The sequence below is a fragment of the Streptomyces sp. NPDC018045 genome (assembly GCF_044327445.1).
Lineage (GTDB): Bacteria > Actinomycetota > Actinomycetes > Streptomycetales > Streptomycetaceae > Streptomyces.
This window is the reverse complement of the sequence record NZ_JBIRFL010000002.1, coordinates 141,628-161,158: the sequence shown is the minus strand read 5'-3', so window position 1 is coordinate 161,158 and position 19,531 is coordinate 141,628. Positions and strand designations below refer to the sequence as shown.

Genomic DNA, 19,531 nt, shown 5'->3' with positions numbered 1-19,531 from the left:
ACAGCACGTCCCGCCGGGAGCGCCGTCCCGCGCGGGTGAGGGGTGGCGCCGTACGGCGCCGGTGAGGCGGAGTGGCGGCCGCGGTCAGCCCGCGGCGGCCTGCCGGCCGGCGGCCAGCGCCAGGTCGTTGGACCCGGCGGTGCCGATCGTCAGCCGGATGCCCTCGTCGGGGTACAGGCGCACCTGTACGCCCAGGTCCGCGCAGGCCGCGTGGAACGACGCGGCGCGCTCCGGCTCGTCCAGCCAGACGAAGTTCGCCCGGCTCTCCATGACCCGCCAGCCCTGGGCCCGCAGGCCGGCCTGTACCCGGGCGCGTTCGGTACTGATCGTGGTGATCCGCCGGTCGAGGTCGGCCTCGGCCCCGATGGAGGCCACGACGGCCGTGTGGGCCAGCTCACTGATGCTGTACGGCACGGACATCGGCCGTACCCGCTTGACGACCTCGGGTGCGGCGAGGCCGTAGCCGATGCGCAGCCCGGCCAGGCCGTACGCCTTGGAGAACGTGCGCAGGCTCAGCACGGGGTGCCCGGCACGCAACAGGTCCAGGCCCTGCGGCAGGTCGTCGGCGTCGCGGGCGAACTCGGTGTACGCCTCGTCGAGGATCACCAGTACGCCCGGTGGCAGCGACGTCAGGAAGTCGTCCAGGGCCCGGCGTCCGATCGTGGTGCCGGTCGGGTTGTGCGGGTTGCACAGGATCACCACGCGGGTCCGGTCGGTCAGCGCCGCCCGCATCCGCGGCAGGTCCTGCTCCCCGGCGGCGGTCAGCGGTACCTCGACGCGCTCCGCGCCCGCCATGTCGGCGATGATCGGGTACGCGTCGAACGCCCGCCAGGCGTACAGCACCTGGTCGCCGGGTTCCCGGATGTACGCCTGCAGGGTCTGCAGGGCCACGCCGACCGAGCCGCTGCCCACGATCACGGATTCGACGGACACCCCGCGCCACGCGGCGATGGCCTCCATCAAATCGTCCGCGTAGAACTGCGGATAGCGATTGACCTCGGCGACGGAATCCGCCAGGGCCTCACGGACCTCGGGCAGCGGTGGGTACGGCGTTTCGTTCAGTGCCAGCCGGTGCAGTGGCGTGGCGGTGTCATTCATCTGCGGCACGGAATTCCATCCTCTTCGCTCTGCCGTTTCCCGGTCAGGCGGAAGCCGGTTCAAGCTGGAAGATGACGGTGCTCGACGGCGTGCTGTACACATGCTGCTTGGTGCACTTCCAGCCGGCCTCTTCGAAGACCGACTCCCATTCCGCGTGGGTGGGGATGTACTGGCCCATCAGCGCGTGCGCGGTCTCGAAGCCCAGGGTGAACACCGGGAGTTCGGTGACCGGGTTCGTGGTGTCGCGGTGGGTGTCGCACAGCAGGAAATACTTGAGGTTCGGCAGCTCGGTACGGATACTGCGCAGCAGCGCCACGCAGTCCTCCCGGGGCCAGAAGTCGTGCCCCATGAGGTAGGACGTCATCAGCTCGACGTCCGCGAACTCCGGGTACTGGCTGAGCTTTCTGGCGTCGCCCTGGATCAGCTTCACCCGGTGCTGCATCCCGTTCTCGGCCAGTGCCTTCTCGCCGACGTCGATGGCGCCCTTGGCGATGTCGATGCCCACGCAGCGCACCGACGGGTCGCGCCGGGCGAGCTGCACCAGCCGCTCGCCGCTGCCGCAGCCGAGGTCGGCGGCGACCGAGAACTCCAGGCCGTCGAGGGCGCCGAAGAACGCCTCGTCCATGAAGACCTCGTTCACGTCACGGCAGGCGATGCTCACCGCGGTGGAGTCCCGCTTGATGAAGTCGCCGTCGCGCCCGGCGGTGTGCGTCACCTCGCCCATGCGCTGGAACAACGAGCCGTAGCCCTTGGTGAGCCACTGGAAAAGGCCCTTCGACCGGGAGAACTCCTCGAAAGTGGCACCGCGGGTGACCCGGTCCCCGTCGACCTCCACCACCTCGGCGTATGTGAGTGCCCGCACCGTCGCCCGCAGTGAGGGCTCGTGCAGTTTCTTCTCCTCCGCGTACGAAGGAAGGTCGATGGCGTCGACGCCGTTCAGCGCATCGAAGATTCCGATGTCCCAGGCCGCGCTCACCGCCCAGGTGGCGATGCTCGAATTGAAAAGCTCCGCAGACTTCTTGTACTCGGTGATTGCGCCGCTCATGCCGGCCAAGTCCCCCGTTCTCCGTGAAGGTTCGCGAATTCATCCGCGCTGTCGAAGCGGGCCACGAGCCGGTCCACTTCCGCTCGGCTGCCGCTTCCCGTGGCTTACTGTCGTGCGGCGCCGACCGGGACGCCACCTCTGTAAGCTGACGCGAAAAGAAGCAGGCCCCCCGAGCACCCGAATCCCCCTGCCCGGCGCCCGTCCCGCGGTGGCACCACACGCGAGCCGACCGGGTACGGACCCGGGCCCGCGGGCACTTCCGAAACGGGCCGGGTGGAGTTTTCTCCACCCCGAAGACGGGATGTGACGCCCGTGCGCACCCCGGCCCCGCCCCGGTTGACTGGGCGGCACGCCGTGGACACGACCGTGCACGGATCATCAAGGCCGAGGAGGATACGTGCCCGTCACCGGAGTCGGCGTCGAGCAGGCCGTGACACTCAGCGCGGTGGCCAGGCTGTACGGCCGCGGCAACAACAAGGTGCCCGCCCTGCGCGGTGTCCACTGTGCCTTCGGCCGCGGGTCGTTCACCGCGGTGATGGGTCCTTCGGGCTCGGGCAAGAGCACCCTGCTCCAGTGCGCGGCGGGCCTGGACCGCCCCACCTCGGGCCGGGTGTTCATCGGTGACACCGACATCAGCGCGCTGTCCGAGACGGAGCTGACCAAGCTGCGCCGGGAGCGGATCGGTTTCGTCTTCCAGTCCTTCAACCTCATGCCGTCGCTGAACGCGCGCAAGAACGTGGCGCTGCCGATGCGGCTGGCCGGGCAGCGCCCGAGCCGCGCGCAGGTGGACGGCGCGCTCCAGCAGGTGGGCCTGGCCGACCGGGGCGGCCACCGGCCGGCAGAGATGTCCGGCGGCCAGCAGCAGCGGGTGGCCATCGCCCGCGCCCTGATCAGCCAGCCCGACGTGCTGTTCGCCGACGAGCCGACCGGCGCCCTGGACACCAACACCAGCCGTGAGGTGCTGGGCCTGCTGCGGTCCGTGGTGGACCACGCGGGGCAGACGGTGGTCATGGTCACCCACGACCCGGTCGCCGCCTCCTGGGCGGACCGGGTGCTGTTCCTGGCCGACGGTGCGGTGCACGGCGAACTGATGGCCCCGACGGTGGCCGCGGTGAGCGAGCACATGGCACGGCTGGGTGGCTGACCGATGCTGTCCATCGCTCTTTCGACCCTGCGCACCAGATGGGCGCTCTTCGCCGGTACCTTCATCGCGCTGGCGCTCGGCGTCGCGCTGATCGCCAGTACCGGCCAGGTGCTCGACGCCACCCGGGGCTCCTCGAAGCCCGGCAGCCCCGGTCGCTATGACGCCGCGGCCGTCGTGGTGCGGGCCGGCCAGTCCTTCACCGTCGACTTCGGTGCCGGGGACGGCTCGTACGACCAGCGCCAGACCGCCACCAGCCCGCACCGCCTCAAGGACGTCCGGCGGACCGCCGACGCGGTCCGCGGGGTGCCCGGTGTGCGCCAGGCCGTCGTCGACCGTTCGCTGCCCGCCCAGGTGGTGGCCGGCGACGCCGGTGACTCGGCCGACCGCCCGGTCGGCCACGGCTGGTCCAGCGCCCAGCTCACCCCCTTCCGCCTGACCCAGGGCCACGCGCCCGCCGGTGACGACCAGGTGGTGCTCGCCGCCGCGCTGGCCGAGCGCGCCGGGGTGACCGTCGGCGACAAGGTCCCCGTGGTGACCCCGAAGGGCCGACGGGAGATGACCGTCGCCGGTGTCGCGGCACCTCCCGGCAAGGCCGGCGTGCCCGGCGAGGCAACCGTCTTCTTCGCCGACGCCACCGTTCAGCGGCTGTCGGCCGATCCGGACCGGGCGGACGCGGTGGCCGTGCTCGCGGAGCCGGGCACCTCGGCCACCGCCCTCGCCGAACGGATCAAGGCCGCGCTGCCGGACAAGACCCTCAAGGCCGGCACCGGCGCCGCCAAGGGCGGTGACCTGACCGCCGCCTCGCGCGCCGCGGCGCTCGGGGACGTGGCGACCCTGCTCGCCGTCATGGCGGTGATCGCCGGCTTCGTCTCGATCTTCGTGGTCTCGGGCACCTTCGCCTTCGCCATCGCTCAGCGGCGCCGCGAACTGGCCCTGCTGCGCACCGTGGGCGCCGCACCGCCCCAGGTACGCCGCATGATCATGGCGGAGTCGGCGGTGCTGGGCGTCGTCGCCTCGGCCGCGGGCTGCGGCATCGGCATCGCCGGCGGGCAGCAGCTCGCCTCGGCGCTGTCCTCCTTCGGCATGGCGCCCAAGGACTTCGACGTCCCCGCGTCCCCGCCGATCCTGCTGCTCAGCTTCTTCGTCGGGCTCGGTGTGGCCCTGCTCGGTGTGTTCGCCGCGTCCCGCCGGGCCGCGAAGGTCCGCCCGGCCGAGACCATGCGGGACTCCGCGGTGGAGACCCGGGTGATGACGACGGGGCGCTGGATCACCGGTTCGCTGTTCCTGGGCGTGTCACTGCTGCTGCTGATCATGCTGCCGCAGGCGGGCAGCGACGGGGCCGTGGTGATCTCGCTGGTGCTGACCGAGATCCTGGTGGTGACGATGGTGGCCTTCTCGCCGCTGCTCGTTCCGCCGCTGGTACGGCTGGCGACCTTCCCGCTGGCCGCCATCACCCGCATCACCGGTTCGCTGGCCGGCGACAACGCCCGCGCCGCGGTGCGCAGGACCGCTTCGGCCGCCGCCCCCATCCTCGTCACGGTGGCCGTCGCCGGCTCCGTCATCGGTGTCACCAACGCGAGTTCGGCGACCACCATCGCCGACGCCCGCAAGCACCTGAAGGCCGATGTGGTGGTCGCCTCCGGCGGCGGGGTGGGCCTGCCCTCCGCCGCGCTGCGCGAACTGTCCTCGGTCCCCGGCGTACGGGCCGCCTCGCCGGCCTCCGAGACCAGCGGATTCCTCGTCGGCTCCAGTTACGTCATGACGAGCGGCATCGGCGCGGTGGACCCGCGGAACCTGTCCGGCGCCCTGCGCCTGGACCCGGTCAAGGGGTCGCTGGGCGATCTGCGCGGCGACGCCGTCGCGGTCACGCAACTGGTCGCCGGACAACTGGGCTGGCGGGCGGGCGAGGAGGTCGACATCCACCTCGCCGACGCCACGAAGGTCCGGGTGAAGGTCGCCGCGGTGCTCAGCTCGTCCGCGGGGCTGCCCGCCGTGCTGTTCCCGCAGGACACGCTGGCCCGGCACGCGCCCGACACGATGACCGACACCGTCTACCTGTCGCTGGAGCCGGGCGCCGACCGCACGGCCGCGACGGCCGCCGCCCGGAAGGTCGCGGACACGTACGGCGCGGCCGCGCACGACCGGGACGACTGGCTGGCCCAGCGCGCCTCCGCCACGCAGGAGGAGGGCCGTGTCCTGGTCCTGGTGCTGCTGGGCATGGCGATGCTCTACACCGGTATCGCCATCGCCAACACGCTGGTCATGGCTGCCGGGGAGCGGGCCGAGGGCACCGCGCTGCTGCGCAAGATCGGCGCGACCCGCGGGCAGGTGCTGCGCACCGTCGTGTGGGAGACGCTGACCGTGGTGGCCGTCGGCGGGGCCCTGGGCGTGCTCGCCGACGGGGTGACGATGTTCGGCATGAGCCGGGCGCTGTCCGAGTCCGGCGAGGGTGCCGAGTTCCCGGTGCCGTGGCTGGAGATGGGCTCGGTCCTGGCCGGCTGCCTGATCGTCGCCCTGCTGGCCACGCTCGTGCCCACCCTGCTCCAACTGCGCTCCGCCGGCCGCTCCCGCGACGAGGAGGACGAGGTACCCAGCGCGCGGGAGCCGGTACTGACGGGCGTGGGATGAGCCGTCCGTATCCCAAGGACCGGTCGGCCCGGCAGCCCGCGACCCCCGCGCGGAACCTGCCGGGCCGGCCTCTTACCGGCGCCTTACGGGCCGGGCGCCGACCCGCACCGGCACCACAGCGGCCGCGGCTCCGCCCGTGCACGGCGGCGCCTTACTGTGGGCCGAATGAGCACCTCTCCCATCTGGCGGGCCGTGACCCGGAACCCGGTCAGCTTCCTCACCTCGTCGGCGCCCTGGCGTTCGCTCGGTTACCTCCTCTCCTCCGGTCTCCTCGGGCTGCTCTCACTGGTCGTGCTGGGAGGTGTGGTGGTGTGCGGACTGCTGCTGTCGGTGGTGGGGGTCGGGCTGGTCATCCTGGCGGGGTCCGTCCTTCTCGGTATTCCGCTGGCCGCGCTGGAGCGGCGCAGGCTGCGGATCCTGGAGGGGCCGCACGCGGACCGGCCGGCCAGTCCGCACCGCCCCGTCGCCCGGCCGGGGCTGTGGCCCTGGGTGCACACCCGGCTGCAGGAGAGCGCGACCTGGCGGGAGTTCGGCTTCGCCATGGTGTTCGCGGTGCTGCTGTCCGTCGTGGACCTGGCGCTGCTGGCCATGGCCGGCCTGCTGGTCCTGCTGATCGTCTTCCCGGTCCAGGTGGCCGTCGCCTCCGGGCAGCCGGAGGCGCTGCTGCTCACCGGGCTCGGGATCGCCGTACTGCCGGTGGCCGCGTACGTCCTGGGCGCGGCGGCCGCCGCGCAGTCCTGGTTCGTCCGGCTGATGCTCGCCCCCAAGGAGAGCGGGCCCACCGACCAGGTGGTGGAGCTGACCCGCTCGCGGGCCCGGATGGCCGACGCCTTCCAGGCCGAACGGCGCCGGATCGAGCGGGATCTGCACGACGGGGCGCAGCAGCGCCTGGTGGCGCTGGTCATGACCCTGGGCCTGGCCGAGATGGAGTTCGGCGCCGCGGACCCGGCGGGCGGCAAGGCCGGCGAGCTGATATCCCGGGCCCGGGGCGAGGCGAAGCAGGCCCTGGACGAACTGCGCGACCTGGTCCGCGGCATCCACCCGCAGGTCCTCACCGACCACGGTATCGGCGCGGCGGTCTCGGAGGTCGCGGTACGCTGCCAGGTGCCGGTCGCCGTCGACGTGGAGCTGGCCGAGCGGCTGCCCACGCAGATCGAGGCCACCGCCTACTTCTTCATCAGCGAGGCGCTCACCAACGTCGTCAAGCACAGCGGTGCCGCGTCCGCCACGGTGCGCGGCCGACTGACGGAGGACCGGCTGTCCGTCACGGTCACCGACGACGGCGTCGGGGGTGCCGTACTGCGCGAGGCCGGCGGGCTGCAGGGCTTGGCCGACCGGGTCGCGGTGGTCGATGGAAGACTGACGCTGTCCAGCCCCTCCGGTGGCCCCACCGTCCTCAGCCTGGAGATTCCGTGCCAGCACCGTCACTCCGTATCGTCCTAGCCGAGGACTCGGCGCTCGTCCGCGAAGGGATCGTCGAACTGCTGCACAAGTTCGGCCATCGGGTGGTGCGCGCGGTCGGGGACGCCGACTCGCTGATCACGGCGGTACGGGAGTGTGCCCCGGACATCGTCGTCACCGACGTACGGATGCCCCCGGGACACGGTGACGACGGACTGCGCGCCACGACGGAGCTGCGCAAGAGCCACCCGGACCTGCCGGTGCTGGTGCTCTCCCAGTACGTCGCGAACGCGTACGCCCACGAGCTGTTCACCCCCAGCCGGGTGCCGCACCGCCAGAGCCGGGCCGGCCTGGGCTACTTGCTCAAGGACCGGATCGGTGAGCTCAGTGAATTCGCCCAGGCCGTCGAACGTGTCGCCGCAGGAGCCATGGTGATCGACCCGCAAGTTGTCCAGCACATGCTGATGGAACGCGACCGGCGCCACCAGCACCAGTTGCTGTCCGCCCGCGAACAGGAGGTGCTCGGCCTGATGGCCCACGGCTACTCCAACGCGATGGTGCGGGACGCGCTGAACATCAGCGACGGGGCGGTGGCCAAACACATCGGCAACATCTTCGCCAAGCTGGGGCTCTCCCCCGACGACGGCAACCGCCGGGTGCTCGCGGTCCTGGCGTACCTGCGCGACGAGTGACCCCCGCGGCCCGCCCCCACCGCCCCGCGCCGGGTTGTTGCCCGCACAGGTTCGCCGCATCGGGCTGATTTCACGTCAGCTTACGAAGGTGGCGCGCCGGGCCCGCCCGGGGGAAGGTGTCCCACGCAGGCCCGCCGGACACAACGGCGCGTGCCGGGGCCGGTCCGTCCTGCCCCGGCAGGCGGTCCCGGCCCGTGGGCCTGCGGGACCAGTACAGGGAAAGCAGGCCATGGCGGCGCCACCGTTCGGGTGAGCCGCCGACGCCTGTAGGGGGATTTCATGAACGTGGAAGAGCTGACCGGGAGCCTGCCCGCGCTCGCACACGAACACGGCGTACCGGGCGGCCAGTTCGCCCTGCACCACAAGGGCGAGACCCGTTCCTTCGTGTTCGGCGAGCAGGACGCGGCGGGGGCCGTGCCGGTGACCGAGGACGCCAAGTTCCCGGTCGGTTCGATCACCAAGGCGTTCACCGCCGCGCTCGCCATGCTGCTGGTCGACGAGGGCGACCTGGAACTCGACGCCCCGGTGGCCGAGGTGCTCACCGAACTGCGGGCGCCGGGCGCCCGCTTCGGCGCCGCGACGACACTGCGCCACCTGCTCAGCCACAGCGGCGGGCTGCCGCCCGGCCGCGACTCGGACAGCCTGGCCGGCGCCACCCGCCGCGGCTACCTCGCCGACTGCGCCCGGATGGCGCCCATCGACACGTTCGGCTCCTCGTTCTCGTACTCCAACGTCGGCTACACCGTCATCGGCATGCTGGCCGAACAGGCCGCCCGGATGGACTGGCGGGAGGCGCTGGAGAGCTTCCTGCTGCACCCGCTGGACATCGAACCCGCCTACATCGCGGGCCCCTCGCCGCGGCCGTACGTCAGCGGACACGCGGCCCGTACCGCGCCGAGCCGCGCGGTGCCGGTCCGCCAGACGCTCCCCGCCATCGAGGCACCGGCCGGGGCGCTCGCCCTCAGCGCGCTGGACCTGCTGGCATTCGGCCTGCTGCACACCGACGAAGCGGACGGCGTGCCGGGGTTGCTGGACGCGGAGGCGCTGGCCGCCATGCGCGCCGGGGTGCCCGGTGCCGAACCCTTCGGGCTCGCCGACGGCTGGGGCCTGGGCCTGTCGCTGTACCGTGCCGACGACGGCACGTACTGGACCGGCCACGACGGCACCGCCGACGGCACCTCCTGCCACCTGCGCGTCGATCCGACGGGCGGCACCGTCGTCGCGCTGACCACCAACGCCCACACCGGCATGGCCATGTGGGAGAGCCTGCTGGAGGAGCTGCGACGGCTCGGCCTGGACGTGGCCAGTTACTCGTACTCCGCCTTCCGCGACCCGCGGGAGAAGATCCCGGCGCCGCCCGGCTGCCTGGGCCGTTACGTCAACGGCGAGACCGAGTACCTGGTCGGGGCCGGGGACGGGGGCGAGCTGACCCTGCGGCTGGACGGCGAACCGTTCGCCCGGATCACCGTCCACGAGGGGCTGCACTTCACCCTCCAGGAGATCTCCGACGGCGGCATGGTCTACCTCGGCCGCTTCCTGCGGAACCCCGGGACCGGCGACATCGACCAGATCCAGGTCACCGGGCGGCGCGCCCAGCGCGCCTGACGACACCGGTCACCGGCCGGCCGCCCCGCCTCGTACGGCCACGGGAGCGGCGGCACACGGCGGGCAGGGCACCGAAACCCGGCCCGCGTACGACTTGCGCATTCTTTCCATCGGCGGCATGCCCTCGCACCCCTGTGCGGCGTGCCCCCGCACCGAATCCGGAAGAGGGAACATGGAACGCGGTACGGCATCCTCGCGACCGATCGCCGTGGCAGACGGGTCTCCGCGGGACCCGGCCGGCACGTCCCCCACCGACCGTTGTCTGCATGAGCTGTTCCAGGCGCGGGCGGCGCTGACGCCGGACGCGACGGCGTTGGTCTTCGGTGCGGCGCGGATCTCGTACGCGGAGCTGAACGCGCGGGCCAACCGGCTCGCACGCCTGCTCACCACGCACGGCGCGGCACCGGGCACGATCGTCGCCGTATGCCTCGAACGCGGCCCGGACCTGGTGACGGCACTGCTCGCCGTCCTCAAAACAGGCGCCGCGTACGCCCTGCTCGACCCCGCCTTCCCCGACCAGCGCCTGGCCGACCTCCTCGGCGAAACCCGAGCACACGTCGTGATCAGCGACACCGCACACGCCACACGACTGCCCGACGGGACGGCCGAGGTGGTGTCGCTGGACGGTGCCGACCGGGCCGCGGTGGAGGCACTGGAGGCGGACGACCTGCCGCGTACGGCGGGCCCGCTGGACGCGGCCTGCGTGATGTTCACCTCCGGCTCCACCGGCCGCCCCAAGGGCGTCATCGCGCCGCACCGGGCCGCCGTACGAATCTTCTTCCAGGACTTCCTGACCTTCGAACCCGACCGGATCTGGCTACAGGCCGCCCCGATGTCCTGGGACGCCTTCGCCCTGGAACTGTGGGGTCCCCTGCTGCACGGCGCCACCTGCGTCCTGCACCCGGGTTCCACGCCCGACCCCGAGGTGATCTCCGGGCTGATCGCCGAACACGGCATCACCACCTGCTTCCTGTCGACGAGCCTGTTCAACGTCATGGTCGACGAGTACCTGGACGCCCTGGGCGCGCTGCGCGAGGTGACGACCGGCGGCGAGGCTGCCTCCCCCGGGCACATGGCCCGGCTGCTGCGGGCCCACCCCGACGTGGCACTCGTGCACGGCTACGGCCCGGTGGAGAGCATGGTCTACGCCACCAGCCACCGGATCACGGAGGAGGATCTGCACGGGCCGGCGGTCCCGATCGGGACGGCCCTCGCCCACACCACCGTGCACGTCCTGGACGAGCGGCTGCGCCCGGTGCCGGCCGGCACGACGGGCGAGGTGTGGATCGGCGGGGACGGCCTCGCGCTGGGCTACCTCGGGCGGCCCGACCTGACCGCCGAGCGGTTCGTCGCCGCGCCCTCCGCCCCCGGCGAACGGCTCTACCGCACCGGCGACCTGGCCCGCGCCCTGCCCTCGGGGGCGCTGGAATTCGTCGGCCGGGCCGACGACCAGGTCAAGATCCGCGGCTTCCGCGTCGAGCCAGGCGAGGTACGCTCCGCGCTGCTCGCCCACCCGGCCGTCGGATCGGCCGCCGTCGCCGCCGTACGGCGTGAACAGGGCGCCCGGCAACTCGCCGCCTATGTCGTCGCCGCGCCCGGTGCCGAGGCGCCGCGGCCCGCCGCGCTGCGTGAGTTCCTCGGCCGCACGCTGCCGGAACACATGGTGCCCAGCGCCTTCGTCACCCTCGACCGGCTGCCGCTCACTCCGGCCGGCAAGCTCGACCACCGCGCCCTGCCCGCGCCCGACTGGAGCGCGCAGGCGGCCTCCTACGTCGCTCCGCGCACGCCTCAGGAGAGCGCGATCGCGCAGATCTGGGCCGACGTCCTGGGCGTGGAGCGGGTCGGCGTCGAGGACGACTTCTTCGCGCTGGGCGGCGACTCCATCCTCAGCATGCGGATCGTCTCCCGCGTCCGGGCCCGGCTCGGCGTGCCCGTACCGCCCCGGGCGCTGTTCGGCGCGCCCACCGTCGCGGACCTCGCCAGGTCCCTGACCACGGCCGACAGCGAAGGCGCCGACGCCGGAGCGGCGCACGCCCCGATCCCGGCGGCACCGCGCGACGGCACGCTGCCGCTGTCCTACGCCCAGCAACGCCTGTGGTTCCTCTACGAGTTCGAGCACGGCGCGGTCGAGTACAACACCTCAGTGGGACTGCGGCTGACCGGGCCGCTGGACACGGCGGCGCTGACCCGCGCCCTGGGGGCCCTGTCCGCCCGGCACGAGGCGCTGCGCACCACCTTCGACGCCGTCGACGGCCAGGGCGTACAGCGCGTACACCCCACCATGGAACCGCCGTTGCGCACCGTGTCCCTGGCCGGGCCGGGCGAGCCGGGCGGCCTGGGTGCGGACGGGCGGCAGGCGGAGCTGGAACTGCTGCTGCGCGCGGACGCCGAGCTGCCGTTCGACCTGCGCCAGGGCCCGCCGTGGCGGGCCCTGCTGATCCGGCCGGCCGACGGGGAGCACCTGCTGGTCCTCACCCTGCACCACATCGTCACCGACGGCTGGTCCATGCGGGTCCTCGTCGAGGAGCTGGCCACGCTCTACGCGGCGGCACGCGCCGGGAGCGCGGCCGTGGACGCCGCGCTGCCCGCCCTGCCCACGCACTACGGCGACTTCTCGGTATGGCAGCGCGACCGTCTGTCGGGCCCGGCCTTCGACGACCAGCTCGCCTACTGGAAGCACCGGCTCGACGGCCTCACCCCGCTGCGGCTGCCCGCCGACCGCACCCGCGCCGCCGTCCGCGCGACCAGCGGCGCGGCACACCGCTTCGCGCTGCCCGCGCCGCTGGTCGCGGCCCTGCGGGAGCTGGGCAGGGAGCACGGCGCCACGCTGTTCATGACCCTGGCCGCGGGCGTGCAGCTTCTGCTGGCGCGCTACAGCGGTGAGCGGGACGTGGCGATCGGCACGGCGTCGTCGGGGCGTTCCCGCCCCGAGCTGGAGCGCCTGATCGGCTTCTTCGTCAACACCCTCGTGCTGCGCTCCCAGGTGGACCCCGGGCAGGACTTCGCGGGGTTCCTCGGCGAGGTGCGCACGACGGTACTGGAGGCGTTCGACGCCGAGGACGTGCCGTTCGACCGGGTGGTCGAGGCGGTCGCCCCCGAGCGGGACCTCAGCCGGAATCCGCTGGTCCAGGTCGTGGTGGCGCTCCAGCAGGGCCAGCCGGAGCTGCCGGAGGCCGGCGGGCTGCGGATCACCGGGTACGAACTGCCCCGGTACTTCTCGCGGTTCGACCTGTTCGTCGAGTTCTGGCCGCAGGGCGACGCGCTGGACTGCGTGATCGAGTACAGCACCGACCTGTTCGACGCCGCCACGGTCGAGACCATGGGCCGTTACCTGCGGTCCCTCTTCGAGGGCGTGGTGGCGGCGCCGCACCGCCCGATGGGCGAACTCCCGCTGGTGGGCACCGCCGGGGAATGCGCCGTGCCGGTGACCGCCGCCGGTGACCGCAGCGAGGCCGGTGCGCTGGACCGTGGTCTGCATGAGCTGTTCCAGGAGCGGGCGGCGCTGACGCCGGACGCGACGGCGTTGGTCTTCGGTGCGGCACGCGTCTCGTACGGAGAACTGAACGCGCGGGCCAACCGGCTCGCACGCCTGCTCACCACGCACGGCGCGGCACCGGGCACGATCGTCGCCGTATGCCTCGAACGCGGCCCGGACCTGGTGACGGCACTGCTCGCCGTCCTCAAAACAGGCGCCGCGTACGCCCTGCTCGACCCCGCCTTCCCCGACCAGCGCCTGGCCGACCTCCTCGGCGAAACCCGAGCACACGTCGTGATCAGCGACACCGCACACGCCACACGACTGCCCGACGGGACGCACCGGACGGTGTCGGTCGACGGCGACCGGCAGGCGGTCGAGACGCTGGACGCACAGGACCTGCCGCGTACGGCGGGCCCGTCGGACGCGGCCTGCGTGATGTTCACCTCCGGCTCCACCGGCCGCCCCAAGGGTGTGGTGTCGCCGCACCGGGCGGCGGTGCGGGTGGTGTGCGGCCAGGACTTCGTGGAGTTCGGCCCGCGTCACGTCTGGCTACAGGCCGCGCCGATGTCCTGGGACGCCTTCGCCCTGGAGCTGTGGGGCGCCCTGCTGCACGGCGGGACCTGCGTGCTGCACCCGGGCTCCACGCCCGACCCCGAGGTGATCTCCGGGCTGATCGCCGAGCACCGCATCACCACGCTGTGGCTGTCGGCGAGCCTGTTCAACGTCATGGCCGACGAGTATCCGGCGGCCCTGGGCGCCGTGGAACAGGTGATCACCGGCGGTGAGGCGGCCTCGTCCGTGCATGTGGCCCGGGTGCTGGCCGAATTCCCGGACCTGCGGCTGGTCAACGGCTACGGACCGGTGGAGAGCATGGTCTTCGCCACCAGCCACCGCATCACCCCCGAAGACACCCGGCGCCCCTCCGTGCCGATCGGGCGCCCGATCGCGCACACCACCGTGCACGTCCTGGACGAGCGGATGGCGCCGGTCGCGCCGGGCATCCCCGGTGAGCTGTGGATCGGCGGTGCCGGTCTCGCGACCGGCTATCTCGACCGGCCCGACCTGACCGCCGAGCGGTTCGTCGCCGCGCCCTCCGCCCCCGGCGAGCGGCTCTACCGCACCGGCGACCTGGCCCGCGCCCTGCCCTCGGGGGCGCTGGAGTACCTGGGCCGCGCCGACGACCAGGTCAAGATCCGCGGCTTCCGTATCGAGCCGGGCGAGGTACGCTCCGCGCTGCTCGGCCACCCCGCGCTCACCGCCGCGGCGATTCTCGCGCTCCAGCCGGAGTCCGGCCCCAAGCGGCTGGTCGCCTACACCGTCGCCGCGCCCGGCGCCGACACCCCGCAGCCCGCCGCACTGCGTGAGTTCCTCGGCCGGACGCTGCCGTCGCACATGGTCCCCAGCGCTTTCGTCGCCGTGGACCGGCTGCCGCTCACCCCGGCCGGCAAGCTCGACCACCGCGCCCTGCCCGCGCCCGACTGGAACACCTCGGCGGGCACGCGGGAGTACGTCGCGCCGCGCGGCCGCGCCGAAGAGACCCTCGCCGGCATCTGGGCGGAGGTCCTGGGTGTGGAGAAGGTCGGTGTCGAGGACAACTTCTTCGAGCTGGGCGGCGACTCCATCCTCAGCATGCAGGTCATCTCCCGGGCCCGTGCCGCCGGCCTGACCGTGCACTCCAAGGACGTCTTCCTGCGGCAGACCGTCGCCTCGCTGGCCGCCGTCGCGGTCGCCGACGGTGCCGACGGGAAGGACGCGCGGCCCCGGGTCGCGGCCACCGGTGACGTCCCGCTGACCCCCGTACAGCACTGGTTCTTCGACCACCACCGGACCGGGCCCGAACACTTCGACCAGTACGTGGTCTTCGAACTGGACCCGGCCGCTGACCGCGGCGCACTGGCGGCCGCCGTCGCCGCGCTGCCCCGCCAACACGACGCGCTGCGCAGCCGCTTCACCCGTGTCGACGGGCAGTGGCGGCAGCACACCGCGCCGGCGCGCGCGGACGACACGGTGCTGCGCACCATCGACCTGTCCGGCCTGGACGCGCCGGACCAGGACGCGGCGGTACGCGCCTGGATCGAGGGGCCGGAGGCCAGGTTCCGGCTGGCGGAGGACCGCAAGTTCACCGCCGTCCTCGTCGAGCGGGGCGCCGCCCGGCCCCCGCACCTCCTGCTCAGCGCACACCACCTGGCCGTCGACGGCGTGTCCTGGCGTGTCCTGGCCGAGGACCTCGACACCGGCTACCGGCAGGCCGCGGCCGGCCGGGCCGTCGACCTGGGGCCGGGCACCAGCTCGTTCCGCGAGTGGGCACTGCGGCTGGCGCGGCACACCGCCGACGGCGGCTTCGCGGCGGAGGCCGGCCACTGGGACGCGGTCACCGCGGCGGACGGCGGCCCGGCCGGCACCGGCGCGCTGCCCACCGACGGCCAGGGGCCCAACACCGTCGCCTCCACCCGGACCGTGACCGTCCGGCTGGGCGCCGAGGAGACCCGCGCCCTGCTCCAGCAGGTCCCCGCGGTCTACCGCACCCGCGTCGACGACATCCTGCTCAGCGCCTACGGCCGGGTGCTCGCCCGGTGGACGGGCAGCCCGCGCACCCTCATCGACCTGGAGGGGCACGGACGCGAGGAACTCTTCGACGACATCGACCTGACCCGCACCGTCGGCTGGTTCACCAGCATCCACCCGGTGGCGCTGACCGTCGATCCCGCCTGGGACTGGGCCACCACGCTCAAGTCCGTCAAGGAGCAACTGCGGGCCGTGCCGGGACGCGGACTGGGCCACGGCGCACTGCGCCACCTCACCGGGCCGGGCTCGCCCCTGGGGCAGCCGGGCCGGGCCGCCCCCCGGATCAGCTTCAACTACCTCGGCCGGTTCGACACCGGCACCGCCCCCGGCTCGCTGCTGCGCCCCGGCGGCGAGGGCGTCCAGCTCACCGGGCACCCCGGGGAGCTGCGGCCGCACCTGCTGGACGCGGTCAGCCACGTGGAGTCCGGCCAACTGTCGATGACCTGGTACTACTCGGCCGATGTGCACGAGCGGGAGACCGTGGAGCGGCTGGCGGCGCAGACCGCCGAGGCGCTGCGGGAGATCGTCCGGCACTGCGCCGACCCCGCCGCCGGCGGGGTGACCCCCTCCGACTTCCCGCTGGCCGGACTCGACCAGGCGACCCTCGACCGGGTGGCCGGCGACGGCCGCGCCGTCGAGGATCTCTACCCGCTGACCCCGATGCAGAGCGGGATGCTCTTCCACAGCATGGCCGAGCCGGACCGGCCGCTGTATCTGGAGCAGATCTCCTTCGTCCTGGACGGCGTGGCCGATCCGCACCTGCTCGGCCGGGCCTGGCAGCAGGTCGTCGACCGCACCCCGGTGCTGCGCACCAGCGTGCTCCGCGACGGTCTCGACGAGCCGTTGCAGGCCGTGCACCGTACGGTGACGCTGCCGGTCAGCCACCTCGACTGGCGCAACCTGGCGCGGGACGCCGAGCGGCGCACGGCGCTGGACGAGCTGTTCGCGCGGGACCACGCGGCCGGCCTGGACCTGTCGTCCGCCCCGCTGATGCGGGTGGCGCTCGCCGCCCTGCCCGGTGACGCGGTGCAGGTGCTGTGGACCTTCCACCACCTGCTGCTGGACGGCTGGAGCGCCTTCCAGGTGCTGTCCGACGTGTTCGCGTGCTACGGCGCGCTGCGGCGCGCGGACGCCGACGGCAGCGCGGCGGAACCGGCGCTGCCGTTCCGTCCGCCGTTCCGCGACCACGTGGCCTGGCTCCTGGAGCAGGACACCGGGGCCGCCGAGGAGTTCTGGCGCCGCACGCTGCGGGGGTTCGCCGCTCCCACCGCGTTGCCCTACGACCGGCAGCCCGGCGGCCCGCACCACAGCCGCTCCTCCGGCCGGGTGGGGCTGGAGCTGACCCCGGAGCTGTCCGCCGGGCTGAACGCGCTGGCCAGGGAGCACCGGCTGACGCTCAACACCCTGGTGCAGGGGGCCTGGGCGCTGCTGCTGGCGCGCCACAGCGGGGAGCGGGACGTCGTGTTCGGCGCGACCGTCTCCGGCCGTCCGGCCGAGCTGACCGGGTCCGAGGCCATCCACGGGATCTTCATCAACACCCTGCCGGTACGGGCCGAGGTCGACGACAGTGTCCCGCTGGTGCCCTGGCTGGCCCGGCTCCAGGCCGCGCAGGCCGAGTCCCGCGGCCACGACCATCTGCCGCTGGCCCGGGTGCAGGCCACCGCCGAGGTACCGAGCGGCAGCGCGCTGTTCGAGAGCATCGTCATCTTCGAGAACTACCCGATCGACGAGCAGGCCGGCAGCGCGCACGGACTGCGGCTGCGCGACCTGTACGCCGAGGTCGAGACGACCAACTATCCGCTCGCCGTGACGGTCTACCCGGGTGAGCGGCTGACGTTCGGCTTCGCCTACGACCCGGCCCTGTTCGACGCGGAGTCGGTGCGGACGCTGTCCGGCCGGCTGCGGGAGATCCTGGCGGGCGCGGTGGCGGACCCGGGGCGGACCCTGCGCGAGCTGCCGTGGCTGGCGCCGGACGAGCGCCAGGCCCTGCTGGACGCCGGCACCGGCCCGGTGCGCGACGTCGGCACCCGCACGGTGCTGGGGATGCTGGCCGAGCAGGTGGCCCGTACGCCGGAAGCCACCGCGCTGGTCCACGGCTCGCAGCGCGTCACCTACCGGGAGCTGGCGGAGCGGTCCAACCGGCTGGCGCGCGAGCTGATCGCCCGCGGCATCGGCCCCGAGGACCTGGTGGCGGTGGCCGCGGCCCCTTCGGTGGACCTGGTGACCGGGCTGCTGGGCGTCCTGAAGTCGGGCGCCGCCTATGTGCCGGTCGACCCGGGCCACCCGGCCGAGCGCATCGCCCACGTCCTTCAGGACGCGGCGCCCGCCCTGGTGCTCGTCGACTCCGCGTCGCAGGCGGTGATCCCGGCCGCCGGGCGGCTGCTCCTGGACGGCGCAGGTCTCACCGGGCCCGGTACGGGCCTGCCGTGCGGACCGGTACTGGACGCCGAGCGCACGGCGCCCCTGGACCCGGCGCACCCGGCGTACGTCATCTACACGTCCGGCTCCACCGGGCGCCCCAAGGGCGTGGTGATCGAGCACCGTTCCTTCGCCGACTACGTCGACTGGGCCGCCGTCGCCTACCCGGGCGCGGCCGGCACCGCCGTACTGCACTCCCCGGTCACCTTCGACCTGACCGTCACCGCCCTCTACACCCCCCTGATCAGCGGCGGCCGCGTCCTGATCAGCGCCCTGGAGGACATCGCGGCCCTGCCCGGGCCGGTGCGTGACTGTTCCCTGCTGAAGGTGACCCCGTCGCACCTGGCGCTGCTGGGCACCCTCGCCGACGACCTGCTCACCTCCGGTCATCTCGTCGTCGGTGGCGAGCAGTTGCTCGGCGAGGTGCTCGAACAGTGGCGCCGGACCCACCCGCAGGTCACCGTGATCAACGAGTACGGCCCGACCGAGGCGACCGTCGGCTGCATGGAGTACCGCATCGAGCCCGGCGAGCACGCCGAGCCCGGGCCGGTGCCGGTCGGCCGGGCCCGTGACAACGCCGTCCTGCGCGTCCTGGACGCGGGCCTGCGGCCGGTGCCGGCCGGGGTGCAGGGCGAGCTGTACGTCGCCGGGGCCGGGTTGGCGCGCGGTTACGTACGCCGTCCCGCCCTGACCGCCGAACGCTTCGTCGCCGACCCCTACGGACCCGCCGGAACCCGGATGTACCGCACCGGCGACCTCGCCCGGTGGCGCCCCGACGGACACCTGGAATTCCTGGGCCGCACCGACGACCAGGTCAAGATCCGCGGCTACCGCATCGAACTCGGCGAGATCGAATCCGCACTGCTCTCCCACCCGCTGGTCGCCGAGGCCGTGGTGCTCGCCACCGGTGGCGAGGGCGGCTCCGGCCACCACCGGCTGGCCGCTTACGTGGTGCCCGCCGAGGGCCGGCAGCCGGACCCGCGGGAGCTGCGGGAGCACACCGCCGCCACGCTGCCCGGCTACATGGTCCCGGCCGCCGTCGTCGTGCTCGACGCGTTGCCGCTGACCCCCAACGGCAAGCTCGACCGGGCGGCACTGCCCGAACCGCAGGCCACGGCGGACACCGACGACCACGTCCCCCCGGGGACGCCCACCGAGGAAGCGCTCGCCGCGCTCTGGGCCGACCTGCTGGGCGTCGAACGCGTCGGCATCCACGACAACTTCTTCGACCTCGGCGGCGACTCCATCCTCAGCATCCAGACCGTGCTGCGGATGAAGGTCGCCTTCGGCCTCGACCTGTCCCCCCGCGACGTGCTGACCGCACCCACCGTGGCCCAGCTCGCCCTGGTCGTCGAGGACCGGATCCTCGCCGAACTGGAGCAGGCCGCCCTGGCGGATTCCGGGAGCGACGCACCACCGGCCCCCTGACACCCGCCCCGCCGCCCGCCCTGAGCCTT

8 protein-coding genes are annotated in these 19,531 nt (G+C 73.3%); 6 read left to right on the top strand and 2 right to left on the bottom strand.

The window, feature by feature from the left end:
* Nucleotides 1-84: 84 nt before the first annotated feature.
* Together ACH4EB_RS04660 and ACH4EB_RS04655 are read right to left on the bottom strand one after the other, a co-directional pair.
* Entirely contained in the window at nt 85-1,098 is a 1,014-nt protein-coding gene (locus ACH4EB_RS04660) for a histidinol-phosphate transaminase (RefSeq protein ID WP_398346411.1), read from the bottom strand.
* A gap of 43 nt (nt 1,099-1,141) precedes the next feature.
* Entirely contained in the window at nt 1,142-2,143 is a 1,002-nt protein-coding gene (locus ACH4EB_RS04655) for a class I SAM-dependent methyltransferase (protein WP_398345854.1), read from the bottom strand.
* Between the two features lie 397 nt (nt 2,144-2,540).
* Here ACH4EB_RS04655 and ACH4EB_RS04650 point away from each other — a divergent pair, with 397 nt between their 5' ends.
* The 6 genes from ACH4EB_RS04650 to ACH4EB_RS04625 all read left to right on the top strand — a co-directional run bounded on the left by ACH4EB_RS04650 (nt 2,541) and on the right by ACH4EB_RS04625 (nt 19,502).
* A complete protein-coding gene (locus ACH4EB_RS04650; RefSeq protein WP_398345853.1) occupies nt 2,541-3,287 on the top strand; it encodes an ABC transporter ATP-binding protein in 747 nt (248 codons plus the stop codon).
* 3 nt (nt 3,288-3,290) lie between these two features.
* Nucleotides 3,291-5,915 (top strand): ABC transporter permease, encoded by a 2,625-nt coding sequence (locus ACH4EB_RS04645; RefSeq protein WP_398345852.1) that lies wholly within the window; start codon nt 3,291-3,293, stop codon nt 5,913-5,915.
* Between the two features lie 165 nt (nt 5,916-6,080).
* On the top strand, nt 6,081-7,358 hold the full coding sequence (locus tag ACH4EB_RS04640; protein WP_398345851.1) for a sensor histidine kinase: 1,278 nt from the start codon (nt 6,081-6,083) through the stop codon (nt 7,356-7,358).
* A complete protein-coding gene (locus ACH4EB_RS04635; RefSeq protein WP_398345850.1) occupies nt 7,328-8,008 on the top strand; it encodes a response regulator in 681 nt (226 codons plus the stop codon). Before ACH4EB_RS04640 ends, ACH4EB_RS04635 begins: the two co-directional genes overlap by 31 nt.
* Nucleotides 8,009-8,287: 279 nt before the next feature.
* The gene (locus ACH4EB_RS04630; protein WP_398345849.1) at nt 8,288-9,613 is read left to right on the top strand and encodes a serine hydrolase domain-containing protein; all 1,326 of its coding nucleotides are present in this window, start codon (nt 8,288-8,290) and stop codon (nt 9,611-9,613) included.
* 208 nt (nt 9,614-9,821) lie between these two features.
* The gene (locus ACH4EB_RS04625) at nt 9,822-19,502 is read left to right on the top strand and encodes an amino acid adenylation domain-containing protein (RefSeq protein WP_398345848.1); all 9,681 of its coding nucleotides are present in this window, start codon (nt 9,822-9,824) and stop codon (nt 19,500-19,502) included.
* Nucleotides 19,503-19,531: the final 29 nt, after the last annotated feature.

Excerpts from the sequence above, each read along its gene's own strand:
- ACH4EB_RS04660 (WP_398346411.1), bottom strand. The coding sequence starts at position 1,098 with ATGAATGACACCGCCACGCCACTGCACCGGCTGGCACTGAACGAAACG.
- ACH4EB_RS04655 (WP_398345854.1), bottom strand. The coding sequence starts at position 2,143 with ATGAGCGGCGCAATCACCGAGTACAAGAAGTCTGCGGAGCTTTTCAAT.
- ACH4EB_RS04645 (WP_398345852.1), top strand. The coding sequence starts at position 3,291 with ATGCTGTCCATCGCTCTTTCGACCCTGCGCACCAGATGGGCGCTCTTC.
- ACH4EB_RS04640 (WP_398345851.1), top strand. The coding sequence starts at position 6,081 with ATGAGCACCTCTCCCATCTGGCGGGCCGTGACCCGGAACCCGGTCAGC.
- ACH4EB_RS04630 (WP_398345849.1), top strand. The coding sequence starts at position 8,288 with ATGAACGTGGAAGAGCTGACCGGGAGCCTGCCCGCGCTCGCACACGAA.